Genomic DNA, 16,387 nt, shown 5'->3' with positions numbered 1-16,387 from the left:
CGTGCAACCCATCTTGCAGTATAAGCTAAATGATGAAAAGGAAAGGGAGGCATATTCTCCATGCAGCTATTAGATGCTAAAATCATCTTGACACAATATGGAAATGAAACCTATGTAAATAAAGAGAATACAGTTGAAATAAAAGAGCTCCAAACTCCTAAGGAGCATAGTCCATTTTACAGAATTCTGATTGGTATAGAGTATTTATTATTAAAAGAAGGAAAATATTATGACAGCCAAAAAAATTACTTTTGGCTTGTAATGGATGAGGATTTCATATTTCTTGTAATCGAAGAAACAGAGACTGAAAATATTTTTGCTCTAAAAAGCGAAGAAGAGCGTCAAGCCACTCAAGAACTTATTGGGAAATGGCTGATTCATACAGATGTTTTCAAAAATGAAGTACAAAATAATATAGATAAAATGAAAAATGAAAACGTAGTAACTGTAGATGATATATATCATGCAATGAAATCTATAAAATTTTTAGAAAAGCTCCTTGAACTGAAAACAGAGGACATTTTGTCGGCGTCTGTTAAAATATAATGTGACATTCTGCTGCAGCTTGCTGGTTCTGAAAAAGCTTGTCTGTCAGCAAGATTTGAGTGGAGGCGCACATACATGAATGAAAAGCAAATGGCTGGCGAAAAAGCGGCTGAATATGTTAAAGACGGTATGACAGTCGGTTTGGGAACAGGCTCGACCGTATTTTATACCATTGAAAAACTAGGACAGCTTGTTGGCGAGGGCCTATCTATCAAGGGTATACCTACCTCGGTTGAAACAGAAAAACTGGCGAAGAAGTGGGGGATTCCTTTAACGGATTTCGGAGAAGTGGATCATCTTGATATTGCCATAGACGGTGCGGATGAAGCCAATCCGGATTTGGTTTTAATTAAAGGCGGAGGCGGAGCGCTTTTAAGGGAAAAAATTATTGCTAATGCCGCCGATACTTTTATTGTTGTTGCTGATTCAGCAAAAATGGTCGAGAAATTAGGGAAGTTTCCTCTTCCAGTCGAAATTGTTCCATTTGGCTATAAAATGACAGTCAGGCATCTTGAAAAACTTCCAGGATGCAAAATGAAAATGCGTATGCATGATGATGTGCTCTTTGTTACAGATAATGGAAATTATATTGCAGACTGCACCTTTGAAAATCTAGAAAATCCTCAAGAACTTGAAGAAACCCTTAACATGATTCCGGGTGTCGTTGAAAATGGTTTGTTTGTAAATATGACTCATACTGTCATTACGGTTGATAAAGAAAGCCGTAAAGTGGTTGAAATAAAAAAATAGCATAAAATATAAAGCAAAAACCATCAAATTGAGACAAAGCGATCGCTTTTTTGTCCTAATTTGATGGTTTTTTCGGTTGATATATGCAGTTCCAATCCATTCAATCCAATTGTGCCCGTACTGGCCAGGGCACAATGTTAAGGCTTATTTACCCATCCATTTCTCTGACCAGTCTTCAACAGCACGAAGCGCTCTTCCAAGCTCGACGCCTTTTTTTGTCAAGGAATATTCGGTGCGGACTGGACGGTCAGTGATGACGTTCCTGATGACTATTCCTAAGTCTTCGAGTTCCTTTATACGCTCATTTAGCATGCGCTTACTTAAATCAGGGATGAAAGAATGAATTTCACTAAATCTTTTGGGTTCAATCATAAGGGTGTGAATGATAAGGCCCATCCATTTCTTTCCTACAATATCATAGCTTTGTTCAAGTTTTTTACAGATCCGTTCAGTGCTTTTTTCCTCAGCCATACCAATCCACCTCTTTTTCATAAGATATTTTTGTGTATTTTTAGTAACAAGTACTCAATATGTTATCTTGTTTATTATTTCCTATTATTCGTATTATATCAGATTTATTACTGCAATTAAAGGGAAGAGAACCTTTAGGAATTAAAATAATTTTAAATAATGAAGGCACAAAAAATTACTTGGTTGATAAAAGTTCAAATTATCCTACAAGGTTTCAATGATCCGTTTTATTCAACCTATTGTTCACACTCCCTTTTGTTTTTTGCCTCAAGATAGAACGCTGCCTCTTAGTCAGCAAAGTACTGAAATTATCCGCCAGTTAGGTTTTCCCCAATAGAAGAGACAACCTTGAGCTTGGAATACAAAGGAAGAGAGAGATTTGGCAGGGGCAAACAGAAACTGATTTGCAAACCTATTTATTCTGGGAATACTTGCTAAGGAAAATACAGAAATGCTTGGTTCCATTATACCCCTTAAAACAGGGCCTTTATTTTAACCAATAGCATTCAAAAGTTAAATATGACTTTTTGTCATGGAAAGAAATGAAGTTTCGCTGGGCATAACTGATTGCCTAATTATTTAGTGAGCGTTTATAAGCATCATGTGATGTTAATAAAGCTGATTTAAGGGTATAAAAGTTAAGGTGCTTTAACTGGTCATTTTAGGAATAAAGGACTTATTTATCCTTTTGCATCATTGACTTTTAAATAAATTTTCAAGGGAGAAAACCATGTCATTAAAAATAACAAAAAAGAAAATCAAATCAAACTTTTGGATAGCTCCGGCCATATATGGCGTTGCTGCCGTTATTCTGGCGCTTTTGACCATGAAGCTGGATCGGTATCTGCATGTTCACCATCAGCTATATAAGCATATTCCGAGTATTTTCCTTACAGATAAAGAGCTTGCACATTCTATACTCAGTGCTCTTTCAACTTCGCTCCTTACTATGACTACCATAACATTTTCTTCTGTTCTGGTAGTGCAGACAACCTTTCTGTCTCAATTTTCTCCGCGGACACTTCAGAATTTTAATGAAAGCTCTAAGTCGCAAAGAGTACTTGGTACCTTTGTAGGAGGCTACATTTATACACTTGTTCTTCTGCTGCAGGTGAGAAAAAATGAATTGAGTGAAACGTTTATCGTCCCATCCTTTGCTGTGCTGGTGGCATTTATATGTGTAGGAATGTTTGTCTTTTTAATTCATCATGTTATGGATTGGATCAAGGTCGGCAACCTGATTTCAAATATTACGAAAGAAACTCTTTTGGCTTTTGATAAAAATATCAGCAGAGATAAAAAGCTTAAAACTATTAAAGATGATACTGAATTGAGTCTTGAAGATAATTCTTATAAGAGTGTGATAAGCCGCAAAAGAGGGTATTTGCAGTTCATTGATACAGTCAAGCTGGTAAATTATGCAGAACATAAGGACATTATCGTCAAGCTTGAAAAAGACAGGGGGAAATATGTAGATGTTGATACGCCCTTATTCAAGGTGTGGGGCAATAATGCTGCATTTGATGAAAACGAAATGCTTTCCATTCTTGCAATCACAGACGATCAGGAGTCAGTACATGATGTGGATTTTGGTATTCAAAAGCTTGTTGAAATTGCGCTGAGGGGAATCGCCCCGGGGAAAAATGACCCAGAGACAGCTATTAACTGTATTGAACAGCTAAGCCAAATTTTATCGAAGCTCGGAAAATATGATATATCCAACCCTTATCATAGAGATGGAAATAATAACATCAGGCTAATCATCGAAAAACCAACTTTTTTTGACTATCTGTATAAAAGCTTTTATCAAATCCGCCATTACGGAAAGTCAGATGTGTCTGTAATGATTTCGGTAATTCGGGCGCTCACTCTAATTGCAGAGACCAATGAAGACGATGTGAAAAATATGGTGAGGAATTTTACTGAATACATTGTTCAAGGATTAAAGAAGGAAGATTGGCTATTTCTTGATAGAGACAGAATGAATAGTGCTTTAAAAAAATTGTATACGGCATGCGGGCAAAGCGGACAAGGAGATTTACTTGAGATTGAATAAAACAGCCGCAAAATGGCTGTATACGAACTAAAAAAGCTGGAGACCAGGAAATAGCCTGGTCTCCAGCTTCTATTTTGTTAAGATGCAGTTACTGCATTAATTTTGTAATTGGTTTTGTCAGAAGAAGGAGAACGATACCTAATCCAATAGTCACAAAACCAATCGTGCTGAAAATTTCAAGATAGCCCAGCGATTGAGTAAATGCAGCTAACTGACCTGCTACAAAGTTAGCTACTGCAGAGCTTGCAAGCCATACACCCATAAGAAGCGAGGCTAGTTTAAGCGGTGCAATTTTGCTTACCATCGATAGTCCAACCGGTGATATCATAAGTTCAGCAAGTGTATGAAGGAAATAAGTTACTACCATAAACATCAAGTTTACTTTTAAAGAATTATCATTTCCTGTATACATAACAGCAGGCAGCAATACCATAAAGCCTAAACCGACGACTACCAATCCCATACCCATTTTAGTGGGAGTTTTAAAGTCTCCGCGTTTAGAGCTTCCAAGCTTGTACCAGACTGCTGATAAAACAGGAGCTAAGATGACTATGAAAAGCGGATTTAAAGACTGGAACCACGCTGTAGGAATTTCAAAGCCAAACACATTCCGGTCAATTTGATCTTGAGCATACAAAGTAAGCGAGCTTCCTGCCTGCTCGAAGGCAGCCCAGAAGGCAATTACAAACAGCGAAAGAATGACAATGGCAAATGTACGTCTTTTTTCTTTTTTAGTCAGTACAGCAGCATGCTTTTGAACAGAAACAGCGGGCTGCTGTTTGCTTGTTGGCTCTTTGCCGATATCGCCCAAGAAGCGGTTGGCAGATAAATTGAAAATAACCTGGCCCACAATCATTCCGATTGCAGCAGTAAGGAAACCATATTTATAGCTCATTAGTCCAACTACTAAAGGTGCGAAAAATGCCCCTACATTAATTCCCATATAGAAGATGGTGAAAGCACCGTCACGGCGCGGATCATCCTTGCCATATAGATCGCCGACAAGTGTTGAAATATTTGGCTTGAAGAAGCCATTACCGATAATCATGATGATAAGCCCAATGTATAAAGCGGTCATGCTCTGATTTACGAACAGCATGAAATTCCCGAGCGCCATTAATACTCCGCCAATAGGAATGGCTATTCTTCTTCCAAGGAATTTATCTGTCAAGTATCCGCCAATCATAGGCGTGATATAAACGGCACCCGTAAGTAAACCATAAATACTCATAGCAGTTGATTTATCAACGCCAAGTCCGCCGTTAGCAGCTGTTGCTGTCAAATAAAGCACTAAAATGGCTCTCATGCCATAATAGCTGAAACGTTCCCATGCCTCAGTTGCGAAAAGCATGTACAAGCCCGCAGGATGTTTTTTCCTGCTCTCTTGCTGCTTCACAGCCTCTTTCTTTATAGCCGTTTCCATAATTCATGTCCCCCTAAAAAAATAAAATACGCCTGAAAGTTAAAATGTTTTTTACATTTTCAAAAAATTCAAACGGCAGGAGCCGAAACTCACTAACTCTTACGTAAATTTTATTTTATTAAAAAAACAATATTTAAGCAATTGAATTATATTGGAAAAGTGATTTTTTTGCTTATTCGTTCTAAAAACTAGATATATCAGATATTTTTCTTGCAAAATTAGAAAGTAATTACATAAAAAGTATATTAAAAAATTTATTTTTATTTTTTGAAATAATATTATTTTTTTAAAGATTGAAATAAGTTAGATTAGAAAGAATAGCTGGGAGCTAAAGTTGTAATATAAAGCCAATATGCAGCTTCATCATGATTAAATGACAGAATTTAACCGGTATCGTTTAAAATGCATTATAATGAACGTAATTAAATAGATTATGGAGTTAATATGATGAATATCTTTATTTTTAATTATATTGTTATTATTTCAATTTCCGGCGTATTCAGTGTTTTATTGGGTATCCTGGCATTTTTGAAAAGAAGCAGGGTGAAGGGGAGTGGAACGTTCATCCTGATTAATATCACTTCCTGTTTTTATGTATTCGGGCATGCCTTTGAACTAACGGGAACTTCCTTGTCAGAAATAGAATGGATGGTAAAGATCCAGTATCTTGGCCTGCCTTTTATATCACCTTTGAATGTGCTGCTCGCTTTACAATTCATTGGATTGGATAAATATATAACCAGAAAAAATATGATCCTGCTATTTAGCGTTCCGGTGATAACCGTAATCATGATATATACAAATAGCATTCACCATCTGTTCTACAAATCAATTATCCTTCATAAAGAAGATTCCTATCTTTTGGCTGATTACAAAATTGGCATCTTTTATATTATTCATGGAAGCTTTACATTCGGATGTTTGTTTGCAGCTTTTTGCATCCTTATATGGCATGCACGAAGGGTGAAATCTTCCTACCGCTTTCAGCTTGCTGCTATGATGTCAGCGTTATTGCTGCCTATGACAGCTTCGTTTCTGTATTTAGTTGGAAAAGCCCCATATAATATGGATCCGGTCCCTACGATCATGTGCCTGACATCTGCTCTTTACCTGACAGCGATTTTGTCTTCCAATATGCTTGTTGTAGCTCCCATTGCGCGTGACCGTATAATAGAAAATATGCGTGATGCTGTCCTTGTTATGGATAAGGCTAATCTTATTGCTGATTTTAACGGTGCTGCCATTAAAATGTTTCCAGAGTTAAACAATTCTATAATCGGCAAGGAATTTTATGGTGTATGGGGAAATATGTTGCCGAATGCAGTGCTTCCCGAAGTATTAAGCGGGGATTCCGCTTCATTTGAGCAAGAAATAGAGTGGAATCGCAATGGTGAATTATCTTACGGGCTGCTTCACTCTTTTCCAGTATATAAGAATGCAAATCAGCTGGCAGGAAGAGCCGTCATTATAAGTGACATGACAAAGGAAAAAATCATGAGAAATACCCTGCAGCAAATGGCTTACAGAGACAGTTTGACTAACATATTTAATAGAGGATATTTCACCGAAAAAACTGCTGAAATGATAGAAACATGCAAAATAAGCAATATGCCTTTATCACTCATTTTATTTGATATTGACCACTTTAAACAAATCAACGATACGTACGGGCATGCAATCGGAGATGAAGCCATTAAGCATGTTATCAATATATCCAAAAAATTCATAAAACCGGAATATATTCTGGCCAGGTATGGAGGCGAGGAATTTGTCATCTCCCTTTCTGGAGTTTCTATAGAAGAAGCGGGGGGAATAGCCGAAGAAACCCGCAAAAAAATTGCAGAATGCCCATTAATAACAGATGGAAAAATTATTCATATAACTGCCAGCTTCGGAGCAGCAGAAATGAGCAATCACCAGAATCTGAATTCCCTGTTCCATGATGCTGACCAAGCTTTATATGAATCAAAAAAACGGGGAAGAAATACAGTGAGCATTCGGCCTGCTGCCCTTTATATTTAATCTTTCTTTTTGCAATACTAAAAAATGAAGCAGGAGGAGATCGAAATGGTAAATCTGCTGTTGGCCGGTACATGGCATGTGCACACAAGGGGCTTTGTCAAGGAGGCTCTGCAAACAGGAAAAGCCAAACTCAAAGCCGTCTGGGATAATGATGAAGTAAGGGGAAGGGCGGTCGCAGAGGAATTTGGTGTTCCCTTTGAAAGAGATTTGGCAGAAGTACTGAAAAGACAGGATATAGGGGCAGTGATGGTTGAATGTGCAACCACCATGCATAAAGAAGTGATCTTAATGGCCGCCCGCGCTAAAAAACATATTTTTACTGATAAAGCACTTGCCCTCACAGTAGAAGACTGTTTAGAAATACAAACTGCCATCGAAGAAAATGGCGTAAAATTTATGATTTCCCTTGAATCACAAACAATAGGTGCCTACCAATATGCTAAAAAGCTCGTTGATGGGGGAATGCTCGGCAAAGTGACATCTGTTTATTTCAGGCGGGCCCATCAAGCTGCCATCGATAAAAACATGCTGCCTCCCTACTGGTTCGATTCTTCGGAGACCGGCGGAGGAGTTACCCTCGATTTAGGATGCCACGGGCTTTACCTTCTGCCCTATTTTTGCGGAGAACCGGTTAAAGTCACTTGTCTAATGAATGAGCTTTATGGGACTGGAAGCGATGAAATATCCACGACTGTAATCGAATTTGCAGGAGGAGCAATAGGTACGGCCCACACATCTTTCGCTTCATACCGCCTGGATAATATGCTGGAGATTATTGGCACTGAGGGTATTTTAGTCATATCCGGCCATAATGAATCCGGCATGAGGGTGCTCCTGCAGTCCAAATCACTGCCAGGACACGAAGATCTTTCGCCAGTTGACACAGCTAGTCTTTTAAAGGATGCTCAGCTTCCAAGCGCTCAGTTCATAGACTTTGTTATAAATGAAAAAAAAGCACCTGATTATGATATGGATAAAGCAATTATGCTGACACGTCTGATAGAATGCGCCTATGAATCCGCTGAAAAACAAAAAACGGTTTTATATTAAGACTAAAATTAAAACAATTATTATAGGTAAAAAAAGGAATCTATTACTGGATTCCTTTTTCTGTATTGTTGTTTACATAATTTTATTATTAAATATTATAGCTAATGGGATTTTCAAAGAACTAAGCAAAGCACTATGTCTGTTTAAAAGCCGTTATGATGAACATAGCCTGATTTCATTCATATACTGAAACTAAAAGGCAGATTGCGGGGGGATAGCTTCTATGATTACAATAAGGATCGGAGAAAAGGAGTGCTTGTATTATGGAAATCTTGAAGGTTATTTCGAAAAGTTCCGCAGACACATCATAGGAAATAATAAGATGATAAACACTCCATATGGTAAGAAAAAACTAATCTATTCCGATTGGACCGCAAGCGGAAGGTTATATCGGCCGATTGAAAAAACAGTAAGCGAAAGATTCGGCCCTTTTATGGCAAACACCCATACAGAATCTAATTCTACTAGCTCTGTCATGACCCTGGCATATAAAGAGGCTCAAACTATCATCAAAAACCATGTTCAAGCCAGAAAAGAGGATGTCATTATCACTTGCGGTTCCGGCATGACCGCTGCTGTGAATAAATTTCAAAGACTTCTGGGCTTGAAAATACCGGAAAGGTTTCAAAATAAAATCAGCATCTTGGAAGAAGAGCGTCCTGTTGTATTTATTACACATCTTGAGCATCATTCAAATCATACTTCTTGGCTTGAGACCGTTGCCGATGTTGAAATAGTCAGACCGGCGAAGAATGGAAATGTTGATATGGATCACTTGAAGCAGCTTCTAGAAGCCTATAAAAACAGGAAGCTGAAAATAGGATCTTTTTCTGCCTGCTCCAACGTTACAGGAATTATGACTCCCTATCATCAAATGGCCAGGGTGATGCACGAATACGGAGGTATCTGTCTGGTTGATTTTGCGGCATCGGCTCCTTACACAGATATTAACATGCACCCTGAGGATGAGCTGGAAAAGCTCGATGCAATCTTTTTTTCTCCCCATAAATTTCTGGGAGGCCCAGGCACAAGCGGGGTATTGATATTCGATTCCGCTCTATATCAAAATTCTGTACCAGACCATCCTGGTGGAGGCACGGTTATCTGGACCGATCCCTGGGGAAAGCATAAATATTTTGACTCGATCGAACTGCGGGAAGATGGAGGTACTCCAGCAATCCTGCAAACCATCAGGATTGCCTTGTGCATCAAACTTAAAGAGCAAATGGGGACCGAGTTTATTTTAAAAAGGGAAAAAGAAATTTTGAATATTCTCCTGCCCGGAATACAGAAAATAAAAGGAATCACCGTATTGGAAAAAAACGCAGCAGAAAGGCTCGGCATCATTTCCTTTCAAGCAGAAAACATACACTATAATCTCATCGTCAAGCTTTTGAATGACAGATTTGGCTATCAAGTCAGGGGAGGGTGCTCGTGTGCAGGAACCTACGGGCATTATCTGCTGAAAATCAATAAAATTACGTCAAATTCCATTTTTCAGGAAATTGAAAAAGGAGACATGTCAAAAAAGCCTGGATGGGTGCGGGTTTCCGTCCATCCAACTATGTCGAATGAAGAAGTTTATGGATTCCTGCAATCCATGAAGATGATCATGGAAAATATTGAAGAATGGAAAAAAGACTACAGTTATGACAAAGAGACAAATGATTTTCAATTTATTGGGGAAGCAAGAAACAAAACATATAAAATGTTCCAGCTTGATAATCCATAAGGAAAATTGTTTCGGCTGTTTAATGAGCAGCCCTTTTTTTAGTATCAGGCATGGCAATTATCTAGTCGGTAAAAGCCCGCCTCGGGGTGCACACTTCGGCCAGCCACTAAGGAGGCGCAAGGTACCTTAGTGGCTGGAGGAACCGAGGAATAAAATTTTGCTCGGCGAACTGAAATCTGATACGAAGGCTTTATATAGGGATAAGGCTCCATAACAAGTCAAAGACCAAAACAACAAGGCAAGATAGTTACATAGACCTGGAAGTTATTGCGGATGCAAGAAAGTAAAGTCAAAAAGTTTAGCCGCAAAAAAGTATATGTAGTACATTAAAATTAGGGGTAATTTCACGCATCCCAATTCAAAAGTATGGATGCAGGCTGCTTGTATCTCTTTTATGAAAAATAAATTTTCCGAAAATTTAGTTTGCTGATTTCAATATTTTGGTTACAATGATAATAAAGGCATGTTGAAGCAGTGAGCGGTGTCTTCCTTCCAGAGGGGAGGGTGAGATTATGGACCTTGCAACTGCGACATTTGTTGTGGTGTTATTTGGCGTTATTGTTCAAATTGCATCGGCTGTAAAAAAATAACCCGCCCTGATAGGCGGACGGGCAAAAAATAACTCTGTGCATAAGGCAGCGCTCACTTGCGATTCATGTTTGGCCGCAGTATTGGCAGTGCTGCGGCCATTTTTAATCAAGCGCAAGCACGTTAAAGGCGCTTGTTTTTTAATTATATTCAAGACTTTAAAAAAATACGAATTACCATGAAAAAACAATTTAACTTTGTCCCATATTATACCATAAAAGATAGATAAGCAGTAAGATAAAATAGTGATATTTTCTTCGGCTGGCTTTGTCATGAAATGGTGACATGGTTTATAGCATGAACAGGAATAATCCTTAGTGAGAATCTTCTATATTTAAACAAGCCATTATCCAGCAAGGAGAGAAAAGATGAAAAGCGGAAAAGACATTGTTTTTTTAGTTGAAAGAGATTCCTGGATGCTTAGCGTACTGCAGGCCGCCGGGCAGCTTAACCTGCCTGACTGGTGGATATGTGCAGGCTTTGTCCGCTCAAAGGTTTGGGATGTGCTGCACGGCTATACAATAAAAACGCAGCTTCCTGATATTGATGTGATTTATTTTGATAAAACGAATATACAAGAAGATTATGAAAAAGAGCTGGAGCTGAGACTTGGCAAAATTCTCCCTGACTTGCCCTGGTCTGTTAAAAATCAAGCCAGGATGCATAAAGTGAATCACATGGAGCCCTATTCCTCATCATATGAGGCTATGTCTAATTTTCCTGAAACAGCCACAGCACTGGGAGTCCGTTTCAATGAAAAAGGCAAAGTGGAACTGGCTGCACCCTGGGGTGTTAATGATCTTCTGGCACTAGAGGTGAGGCCCACCCCCCTTTTTTCCAAGTCTGGTCCTTATCATCAGGTTTACAAGGATCGCAGGGCTAAGAAAGGCTGGGATCAAACATGGCCAGAAATTAAGATATTCAGCTGAATTAAACACAGGAAAGCAGGAGCCATGAAAAGGAATTATTCTTTACAACTTTTTTTTAGTATGCTATCTTAGATTCACATTAAAAGGTATTATAAAAACCTTCTTAATGAAAAATTACATATGTACGAATTTCACTAGGGGAGCCATTGGCTGAGACTGAACAATTGTTCTAAACCCTTTGAACCTGATCTGGATCATACCAGCGTAGGGAAGCTGAAAGAAACGTTTTTGTCATCTTTTATATTGGCATTGCCTTTCCGCCCGCTCCCTATTTCAGGAGCGGGCTTTTCATATTTCAAACGAAGGAGATGTATAACATGGAGGGTTACAGCGCATTAGCCAGCATCATTTCACAAAAAGCTGAAGAAAAGAGCGAGGAACTGCTGCAGCTTTTAACCCGGCTCATAGCTTTTCCGACAATTAGCCCCCCTGCCAGAAACACAGCCAGCATCCAGGATTATATGGACAGCTACTTAAAAGAACTCGGTTTTCAAACTGAGAAGTGGGAACTTTATCCCGGCGATTGGAACGTTGCTGGCGTTATGCCGGGAAAATCAAGCAATACATATAACAGTTTAATTATTAACGGACATGTGGATGTGGCGGAAACGGGGGATATTTGCGGGTGGGATAATAATCCATTTACTGCAAGCCTGAAGGGTCCCTATCTATATGGCAGAGGCGCTGCAGATATGAAAGGAGGTATCGCTGCCTCCCTGATGGCCATTAAGCTCCTAAAAGAGCTTGAAATCCCTCTCAATGGCGATCTGCAATTTCAATCTGTTACTGGTGAGGAGGCAGGAGAAACTGGCACACTTTCCTGCATCGAGAGGGGCTATACAGCAGACTTCGCTATTGTTGCTGATACAAGTGATATGCATATTCAGGGACAGGGAGGTGTTATAACAGGCTGGATAACCATTCAGGGCAAAGAAACTTTTCATGATGGACTCCGGTCAAGGATGAATACTGCAGGCGGAGGGATTTTCGGAGCAAGTGCCATTGAAAAAATGATGAAGATTATAGAAAGCCTTCAGGAATTGGAACGCCACTGGGCTGTGACAAAGTCGTATGCTGGTTTCCCTCCCGGCTCCAATACGATAAACCCTGCAGTTATTGAAGGAGGGCGGCATGCCGCATTCATTGCAGATAGGTGTTCACTCTGGATAACAGTACATTTTTATCCTGATGAAAATCATGAAAAAATCATAAAGGATATAGAAAATCATGTAAGGCGTGTGGCTGCTTCTGATCCCTGGCTTAGTGAAAATATGCCGGTTTTTAAATGGGGAGGGAAATCCATGCTTGAGGATAGGGGAGAAATCTTTCCTTCACTGGAGCTTGACCTAAATCATAGAGGAACCCAAACGCTAATGTCATCATTCAACGAGCAATTAACAGAGAAACCGCGTACTGGCATGTCTCAGACTGTTAATGATGCTGGATGGTTTGGCCATAAAGGTATTCCTGCAGTCATCTTTGGACCTGGAAAGCTTGAAGATGCACATGCGGTAAACGAAAAAATTGAATTTCGGCAATTAATCGATTATATGAAGGTCATGGCATTATTTATTTCGAAATGGTGCAACACCAAAAAGGAGGGTAAGGAATGACATTTACTCAAACACTGCATCGGAATGTACAGGAAATTTGGGCAAAAACACACCATCATCCATTTATTACCGGTATTGGCACTGGTGAATTGCCTGAAGAAGCCTTTATCAGATATATGAAGCAGGATTATATCTTTTTAATTGAATACAGCAGGCTATTTGCTCTAGGGGTCTTAAAAGCCCGTGATTTTCAGACGATGAGTGAGTTTTCCGGGATTCTGAATGAGACACTGCACGGTGAAATGGAGCTGCACCGGAACTACGCAAGAAAATTTGGTATAAGCTGCCGTGATTTGGAAGATTCCTCACCTACCCCAACAAACCTTGCATACACAGGATACATGCTTAATGCAGGACAAAATGGATCCCTTGCAGAATTAGCTGCAGCTCTTTTACCATGTATGTGGAGCTACTGGGAAATCGGGAGAATGCTCAAAAAAAAATACCCTGGCTCTGACGCACATCCTTTATACGGTGAATGGGTCTCAATGTATGCTTCTGAGGAATTCGGCAAGGTTGCACAGTGGCTGATCAAGCTCCTGGATTCACTGGCAGATGGAAAGCCTATGTTGGAACTTGATATTCTCACTGACCATTTCATGACATCTTCACGCTTTGAATATATGTTCTGGGACAGCGTGTACAAAGGAGATGATTGGCCTGTTTGACTATATGCTGTTAATAGAAAAACTGTCATTTGCCTTTCCCGCTGAAAAAGGCAAAAAACCTATTTTTATAGATCTGTCCATGAAAGTAAAGCAAGGAGAATTTGTTTCGGTCATTGGTGCCAGCGGTTCAGGAAAAAGCACTCTGTTTAAACTGATTTCAGGTTTGCTTCAGCCTGATAGAGGAGGTATTGCACTTAAAGGCTTGTTATCTAAAAATATACTTGGCAAGGTAGGATACATGCCGCAAAAGGATCTGCTGATGCCTTGGAGGACACTGCTTGGAAATATGCTTCTGCCGGCGGAACTTTCAGGGGCAGATAAAAAACGCAGCACAAAAGAAATTGTGGAATGGATTGACAGGTTTGGATTATCCGGCTATGAAAATGCTTATCCTCATGAGCTTTCAGGTGGGATGAAGCAAAGAGCTGCCTTTTTAAGAACAATTATGACAGGCAAAGACCTTTTATTGCTGGATGAACCTTTTGGTGCACTTGATTCAATGACAAAACGCAGCATGCAAAGCTGGCTGCTGGAGCTGTGGGGAGAGCTGGAGAAAACCGTTTTATTTATCACGCATGATCTTGAGGAAGCGATATTGTTAAGTGACAGAATTTATATACTTGGTAAAAAGGAAGGAAGCCTTAAAGAAATAAAGGTGGAATTTCCGAGGCCAAGGACTCCGGATTTTATTTACGAGCCGCTTTTTTTGAAGAAAAGAAAAGAATTGGAAAGGCTGATTCAGCATGAAGAGCACATGGAAACAATGGAGCAATAATTATGGTTTATTTATTCTTGCTGCAGTCATTTTTTTAAGTTTGTGGGAGTGGATGGTCAAAAGGGGGGATATTCCATCATTTATTCTTCCGGCTCCAACAGCAATTTTCACATCTCTTAATGAAAATGCCATGATCCTGCTGCAGCATGTGACTGTAACTCTGCAGGAGGTGCTAATCGGATTCATTCTTTCTGCAGCAGGGGGGATTTTGCTGGGTATAGCCATGCATTTTTCAAAAGTGCTGGAAAAAATTTGTTACCCTTTTTTGGTTATTTCACAAACTGTTCCCCTTATTGCGATTTCGCCCATTTTCATTATGTGGTTTGGGTATTCCATCTGGGGCAAGGTAGCTGTAACCATCTTGACAGCATTTTTCCCTATTGCCGTCAGTACATACGATGGATTAAGGCTAGGACAAAGTTCATACAGCGACTTGCTTAGGACAATGGGCGCCGGCAGATTTCAAATTTTCAGGAAAGTGCAGATACCGCTTGCATTACCTGTGTTTTTATCTGGCCTGAAAATGGCGGCCGTGTACAGCGTTGTAGGCGCAACGATTGGCGAATGGCTGGGAGGCAGTGCAGGACTTGGATATTTTAGTCGCAGAATGTCAGGAAACCTGCAGGCAGATGCCGTTTTCGCTTCTGTTTTTCTTCTTTCCCTGCTTGGCATGATCTTATTTTTTCTAATTACAGTTTTTGAAAAAAAAGTGCTGAAACATCATTTTCATGCAGAGAGCTAATTAAAGAAAGGAAACGATATTGATGAAAAAACTATTTATTCTTTTTACGGTTATTTGCCTTACATTGATCGGCGGCTGCTCAGGTGACAATCAGGCAGATAAGAAGCATTCAAATAATCATTTGCAGAAAGTCAGTCTGATGCTGGACTGGTATCCAAATGCCGTTCACTCATTTTTATATGCTGCACAAGAGAAGGGTTACTTTAAAGAACAAGGACTGGATGTGGATATTAAAATGCCGGCAGATACAAACGATCCATTAAGGCTGGTCGCCGCAGGAAAAATGGATTTAGCAATCAGTTACCAGCCAGAGATCGTTATAGCCAGGTCAGAAAATATACCGGTTAAATCGATCGGCGCAATAGTCAGGCATCCATTAAATACATTGCTGGTGCCTGCAGACGGCCAGGTGAAATCTCCAAGTGATTTAGAGGGGAAAATGGTAGGCTATCCATCCATACCGCTAGATGAAGCAATTGTACATACAATGGTAAAAAATGATGGCGGGAATCCCCAAAAAGTGAAAATGGCAGATGTCGGCTACAATCTTATCCCGGCGCTTGCAGCCAAGAAGACTGATGGCTTGATCGGCGGGTATATCAATCACGAAAAACTGCTGCTTGAAAAAGAAGGACACAAGATGAGAAGCTTTAATCCCTCAGACTACGGAGTGCCAGATTATTATGAGCTGGTGCTTGTTGCTAGTGATAAAGGGCTAAAAGAAAGACCGGGTGTTTATAAAAAATTCATGTCAGCCATTAAAAAGGGGCAGGAATTTGTACAAAAACAACCTGATAAGGGATTATCAATTCTATTAAAGCATGAAGAAAAAACTTCTCCGCTTGAAAAAGATATTGAAACCAAAAGCCTGAACATTTTATTACCTCTGATGGATGCGAAAAACAAGCCGTTTGGCTATCAAGATCCCGCATCCTGGGACAGAATAACAAAGTGGCTGCATGACAGTAAAGTGATAAAAACAAACGTTAAAGCAAGCGAAGCATTTGAAAACATTTAAGACG

At 39.6% G+C, this 16,387-nt stretch carries 14 protein-coding genes and 1 riboswitch; of the genes, 12 read left to right on the top strand and 2 right to left on the bottom strand.

Annotation, left to right across the window (positions count from 1 at the left end):
- The first annotated feature begins 60 nt into the window (after positions 1 to 60).
- Together ACN6MY_RS14440 and rpiA are read left to right on the top strand one after the other, a co-directional pair.
- On the top strand, positions 61 to 546 hold the full coding sequence (locus ACN6MY_RS14440) for a hypothetical protein (protein ID WP_419880823.1): 486 nt from the start codon (positions 61 to 63) through the stop codon (positions 544 to 546).
- Positions 547 to 621: 75 nt separating this feature from the next.
- Positions 622 to 1,296: a ribose-5-phosphate isomerase RpiA gene (gene rpiA, locus ACN6MY_RS14435; protein WP_419880822.1), complete on the top strand. Its 675-nt coding sequence runs from the start codon at positions 622 to 624 to the stop codon at positions 1,294 to 1,296.
- 144 nt (positions 1,297 to 1,440) lie between these two features.
- On the opposite strand, the gene ACN6MY_RS14430 is transcribed toward rpiA, so the two are convergent.
- Positions 1,441 to 1,767 (bottom strand): winged helix-turn-helix transcriptional regulator, encoded by a 327-nt coding sequence (locus ACN6MY_RS14430; RefSeq protein WP_419880821.1) that lies wholly within the window; start codon positions 1,765 to 1,767, stop codon positions 1,441 to 1,443.
- A 730-nt stretch (positions 1,768 to 2,497) separates the two neighbouring features.
- On the opposite strand from ACN6MY_RS14430, the gene ACN6MY_RS14425 reads away from it, so the two are divergent.
- Positions 2,498 to 3,823, top strand: a complete 1,326-nt coding sequence (locus ACN6MY_RS14425) for a DUF2254 domain-containing protein (RefSeq protein ID WP_419880820.1) — start codon at positions 2,498 to 2,500, stop codon at positions 3,821 to 3,823.
- Between the two features lie 88 nt (positions 3,824 to 3,911).
- Here the strand turns inward: ACN6MY_RS14425 and ACN6MY_RS14420 are convergent, their stop codons facing one another.
- Positions 3,912 to 5,246 carry a peptide MFS transporter gene (locus ACN6MY_RS14420; protein ID WP_419880819.1) on the bottom strand — a complete coding sequence of 445 codons (1,335 nt, stop codon included), beginning with the start codon at positions 5,244 to 5,246 and terminating at the stop codon, positions 3,912 to 3,914.
- Positions 5,247 to 5,690: 444 nt separating this feature from the next.
- On the opposite strand from ACN6MY_RS14420, the gene ACN6MY_RS14415 reads away from it, so the two are divergent.
- The 9 genes from ACN6MY_RS14415 (at position 5,691) to ACN6MY_RS14375 (ending at position 16,383) form a co-directional block, all read left to right on the top strand.
- Positions 5,691 to 7,268 carry a histidine kinase N-terminal 7TM domain-containing protein gene (locus ACN6MY_RS14415; protein WP_419880818.1) on the top strand — a complete coding sequence of 526 codons (1,578 nt, stop codon included), beginning with the start codon at positions 5,691 to 5,693 and terminating at the stop codon, positions 7,266 to 7,268.
- A 45-nt stretch (positions 7,269 to 7,313) separates the two neighbouring features.
- The gene (locus tag ACN6MY_RS14410) at positions 7,314 to 8,318 is read left to right on the top strand and encodes a Gfo/Idh/MocA family protein (protein ID WP_419880817.1); all 1,005 of its coding nucleotides are present in this window, start codon (positions 7,314 to 7,316) and stop codon (positions 8,316 to 8,318) included.
- A 223-nt stretch (positions 8,319 to 8,541) separates the two neighbouring features.
- A complete protein-coding gene (locus ACN6MY_RS14405) occupies positions 8,542 to 10,050 on the top strand; it encodes an aminotransferase class V-fold PLP-dependent enzyme (protein WP_419880816.1) in 1,509 nt (502 codons plus the stop codon).
- A gap of 956 nt (positions 10,051 to 11,006) precedes the next feature.
- The gene (locus ACN6MY_RS14400) at positions 11,007 to 11,567 is read left to right on the top strand and encodes a nucleotidyltransferase family protein (RefSeq protein ID WP_419880815.1); all 561 of its coding nucleotides are present in this window, start codon (positions 11,007 to 11,009) and stop codon (positions 11,565 to 11,567) included.
- Between the two features lie 126 nt (positions 11,568 to 11,693).
- Positions 11,694 to 11,796, top strand: a riboswitch (TPP riboswitch).
- 88 nt (positions 11,797 to 11,884) lie between these two features.
- On the top strand, positions 11,885 to 13,180 hold the full coding sequence (locus tag ACN6MY_RS14395) for an acetylornithine deacetylase (RefSeq protein ID WP_419880814.1): 1,296 nt from the start codon (positions 11,885 to 11,887) through the stop codon (positions 13,178 to 13,180).
- Complete coding sequence (tenA, locus tag ACN6MY_RS14390; protein ID WP_419880813.1) at positions 13,177 to 13,848, top strand: thiaminase II; 672 nt, start codon at positions 13,177 to 13,179, stop codon at positions 13,846 to 13,848. The genes ACN6MY_RS14395 and tenA overlap by 4 nt, the downstream gene beginning before the upstream one ends.
- Positions 13,832 to 14,623: an ABC transporter ATP-binding protein gene (locus tag ACN6MY_RS14385; RefSeq protein ID WP_419880812.1), complete on the top strand. Its 792-nt coding sequence runs from the start codon at positions 13,832 to 13,834 to the stop codon at positions 14,621 to 14,623. Before tenA ends, ACN6MY_RS14385 begins: the two co-directional genes overlap by 17 nt.
- Positions 14,592 to 15,365 carry an ABC transporter permease gene (locus tag ACN6MY_RS14380; RefSeq protein WP_419880811.1) on the top strand — a complete coding sequence of 258 codons (774 nt, stop codon included), beginning with the start codon at positions 14,592 to 14,594 and terminating at the stop codon, positions 15,363 to 15,365. The genes ACN6MY_RS14385 and ACN6MY_RS14380 overlap by 32 nt, the downstream gene beginning before the upstream one ends.
- Before the next feature lie 22 nt (positions 15,366 to 15,387).
- Positions 15,388 to 16,383: an ABC transporter substrate-binding protein gene (locus ACN6MY_RS14375; RefSeq protein WP_419880810.1), complete on the top strand. Its 996-nt coding sequence runs from the start codon at positions 15,388 to 15,390 to the stop codon at positions 16,381 to 16,383.
- Positions 16,384 to 16,387 lie beyond the last annotated feature (4 nt).

Source organism: Peribacillus sp. B-H-3 (genome assembly GCF_048572925.1).
Classification (GTDB): domain Bacteria; phylum Bacillota; class Bacilli; order Bacillales; family DSM-1321; genus Peribacillus.
This window is presented reverse-complemented; position numbering and strand designations above follow the sequence as displayed.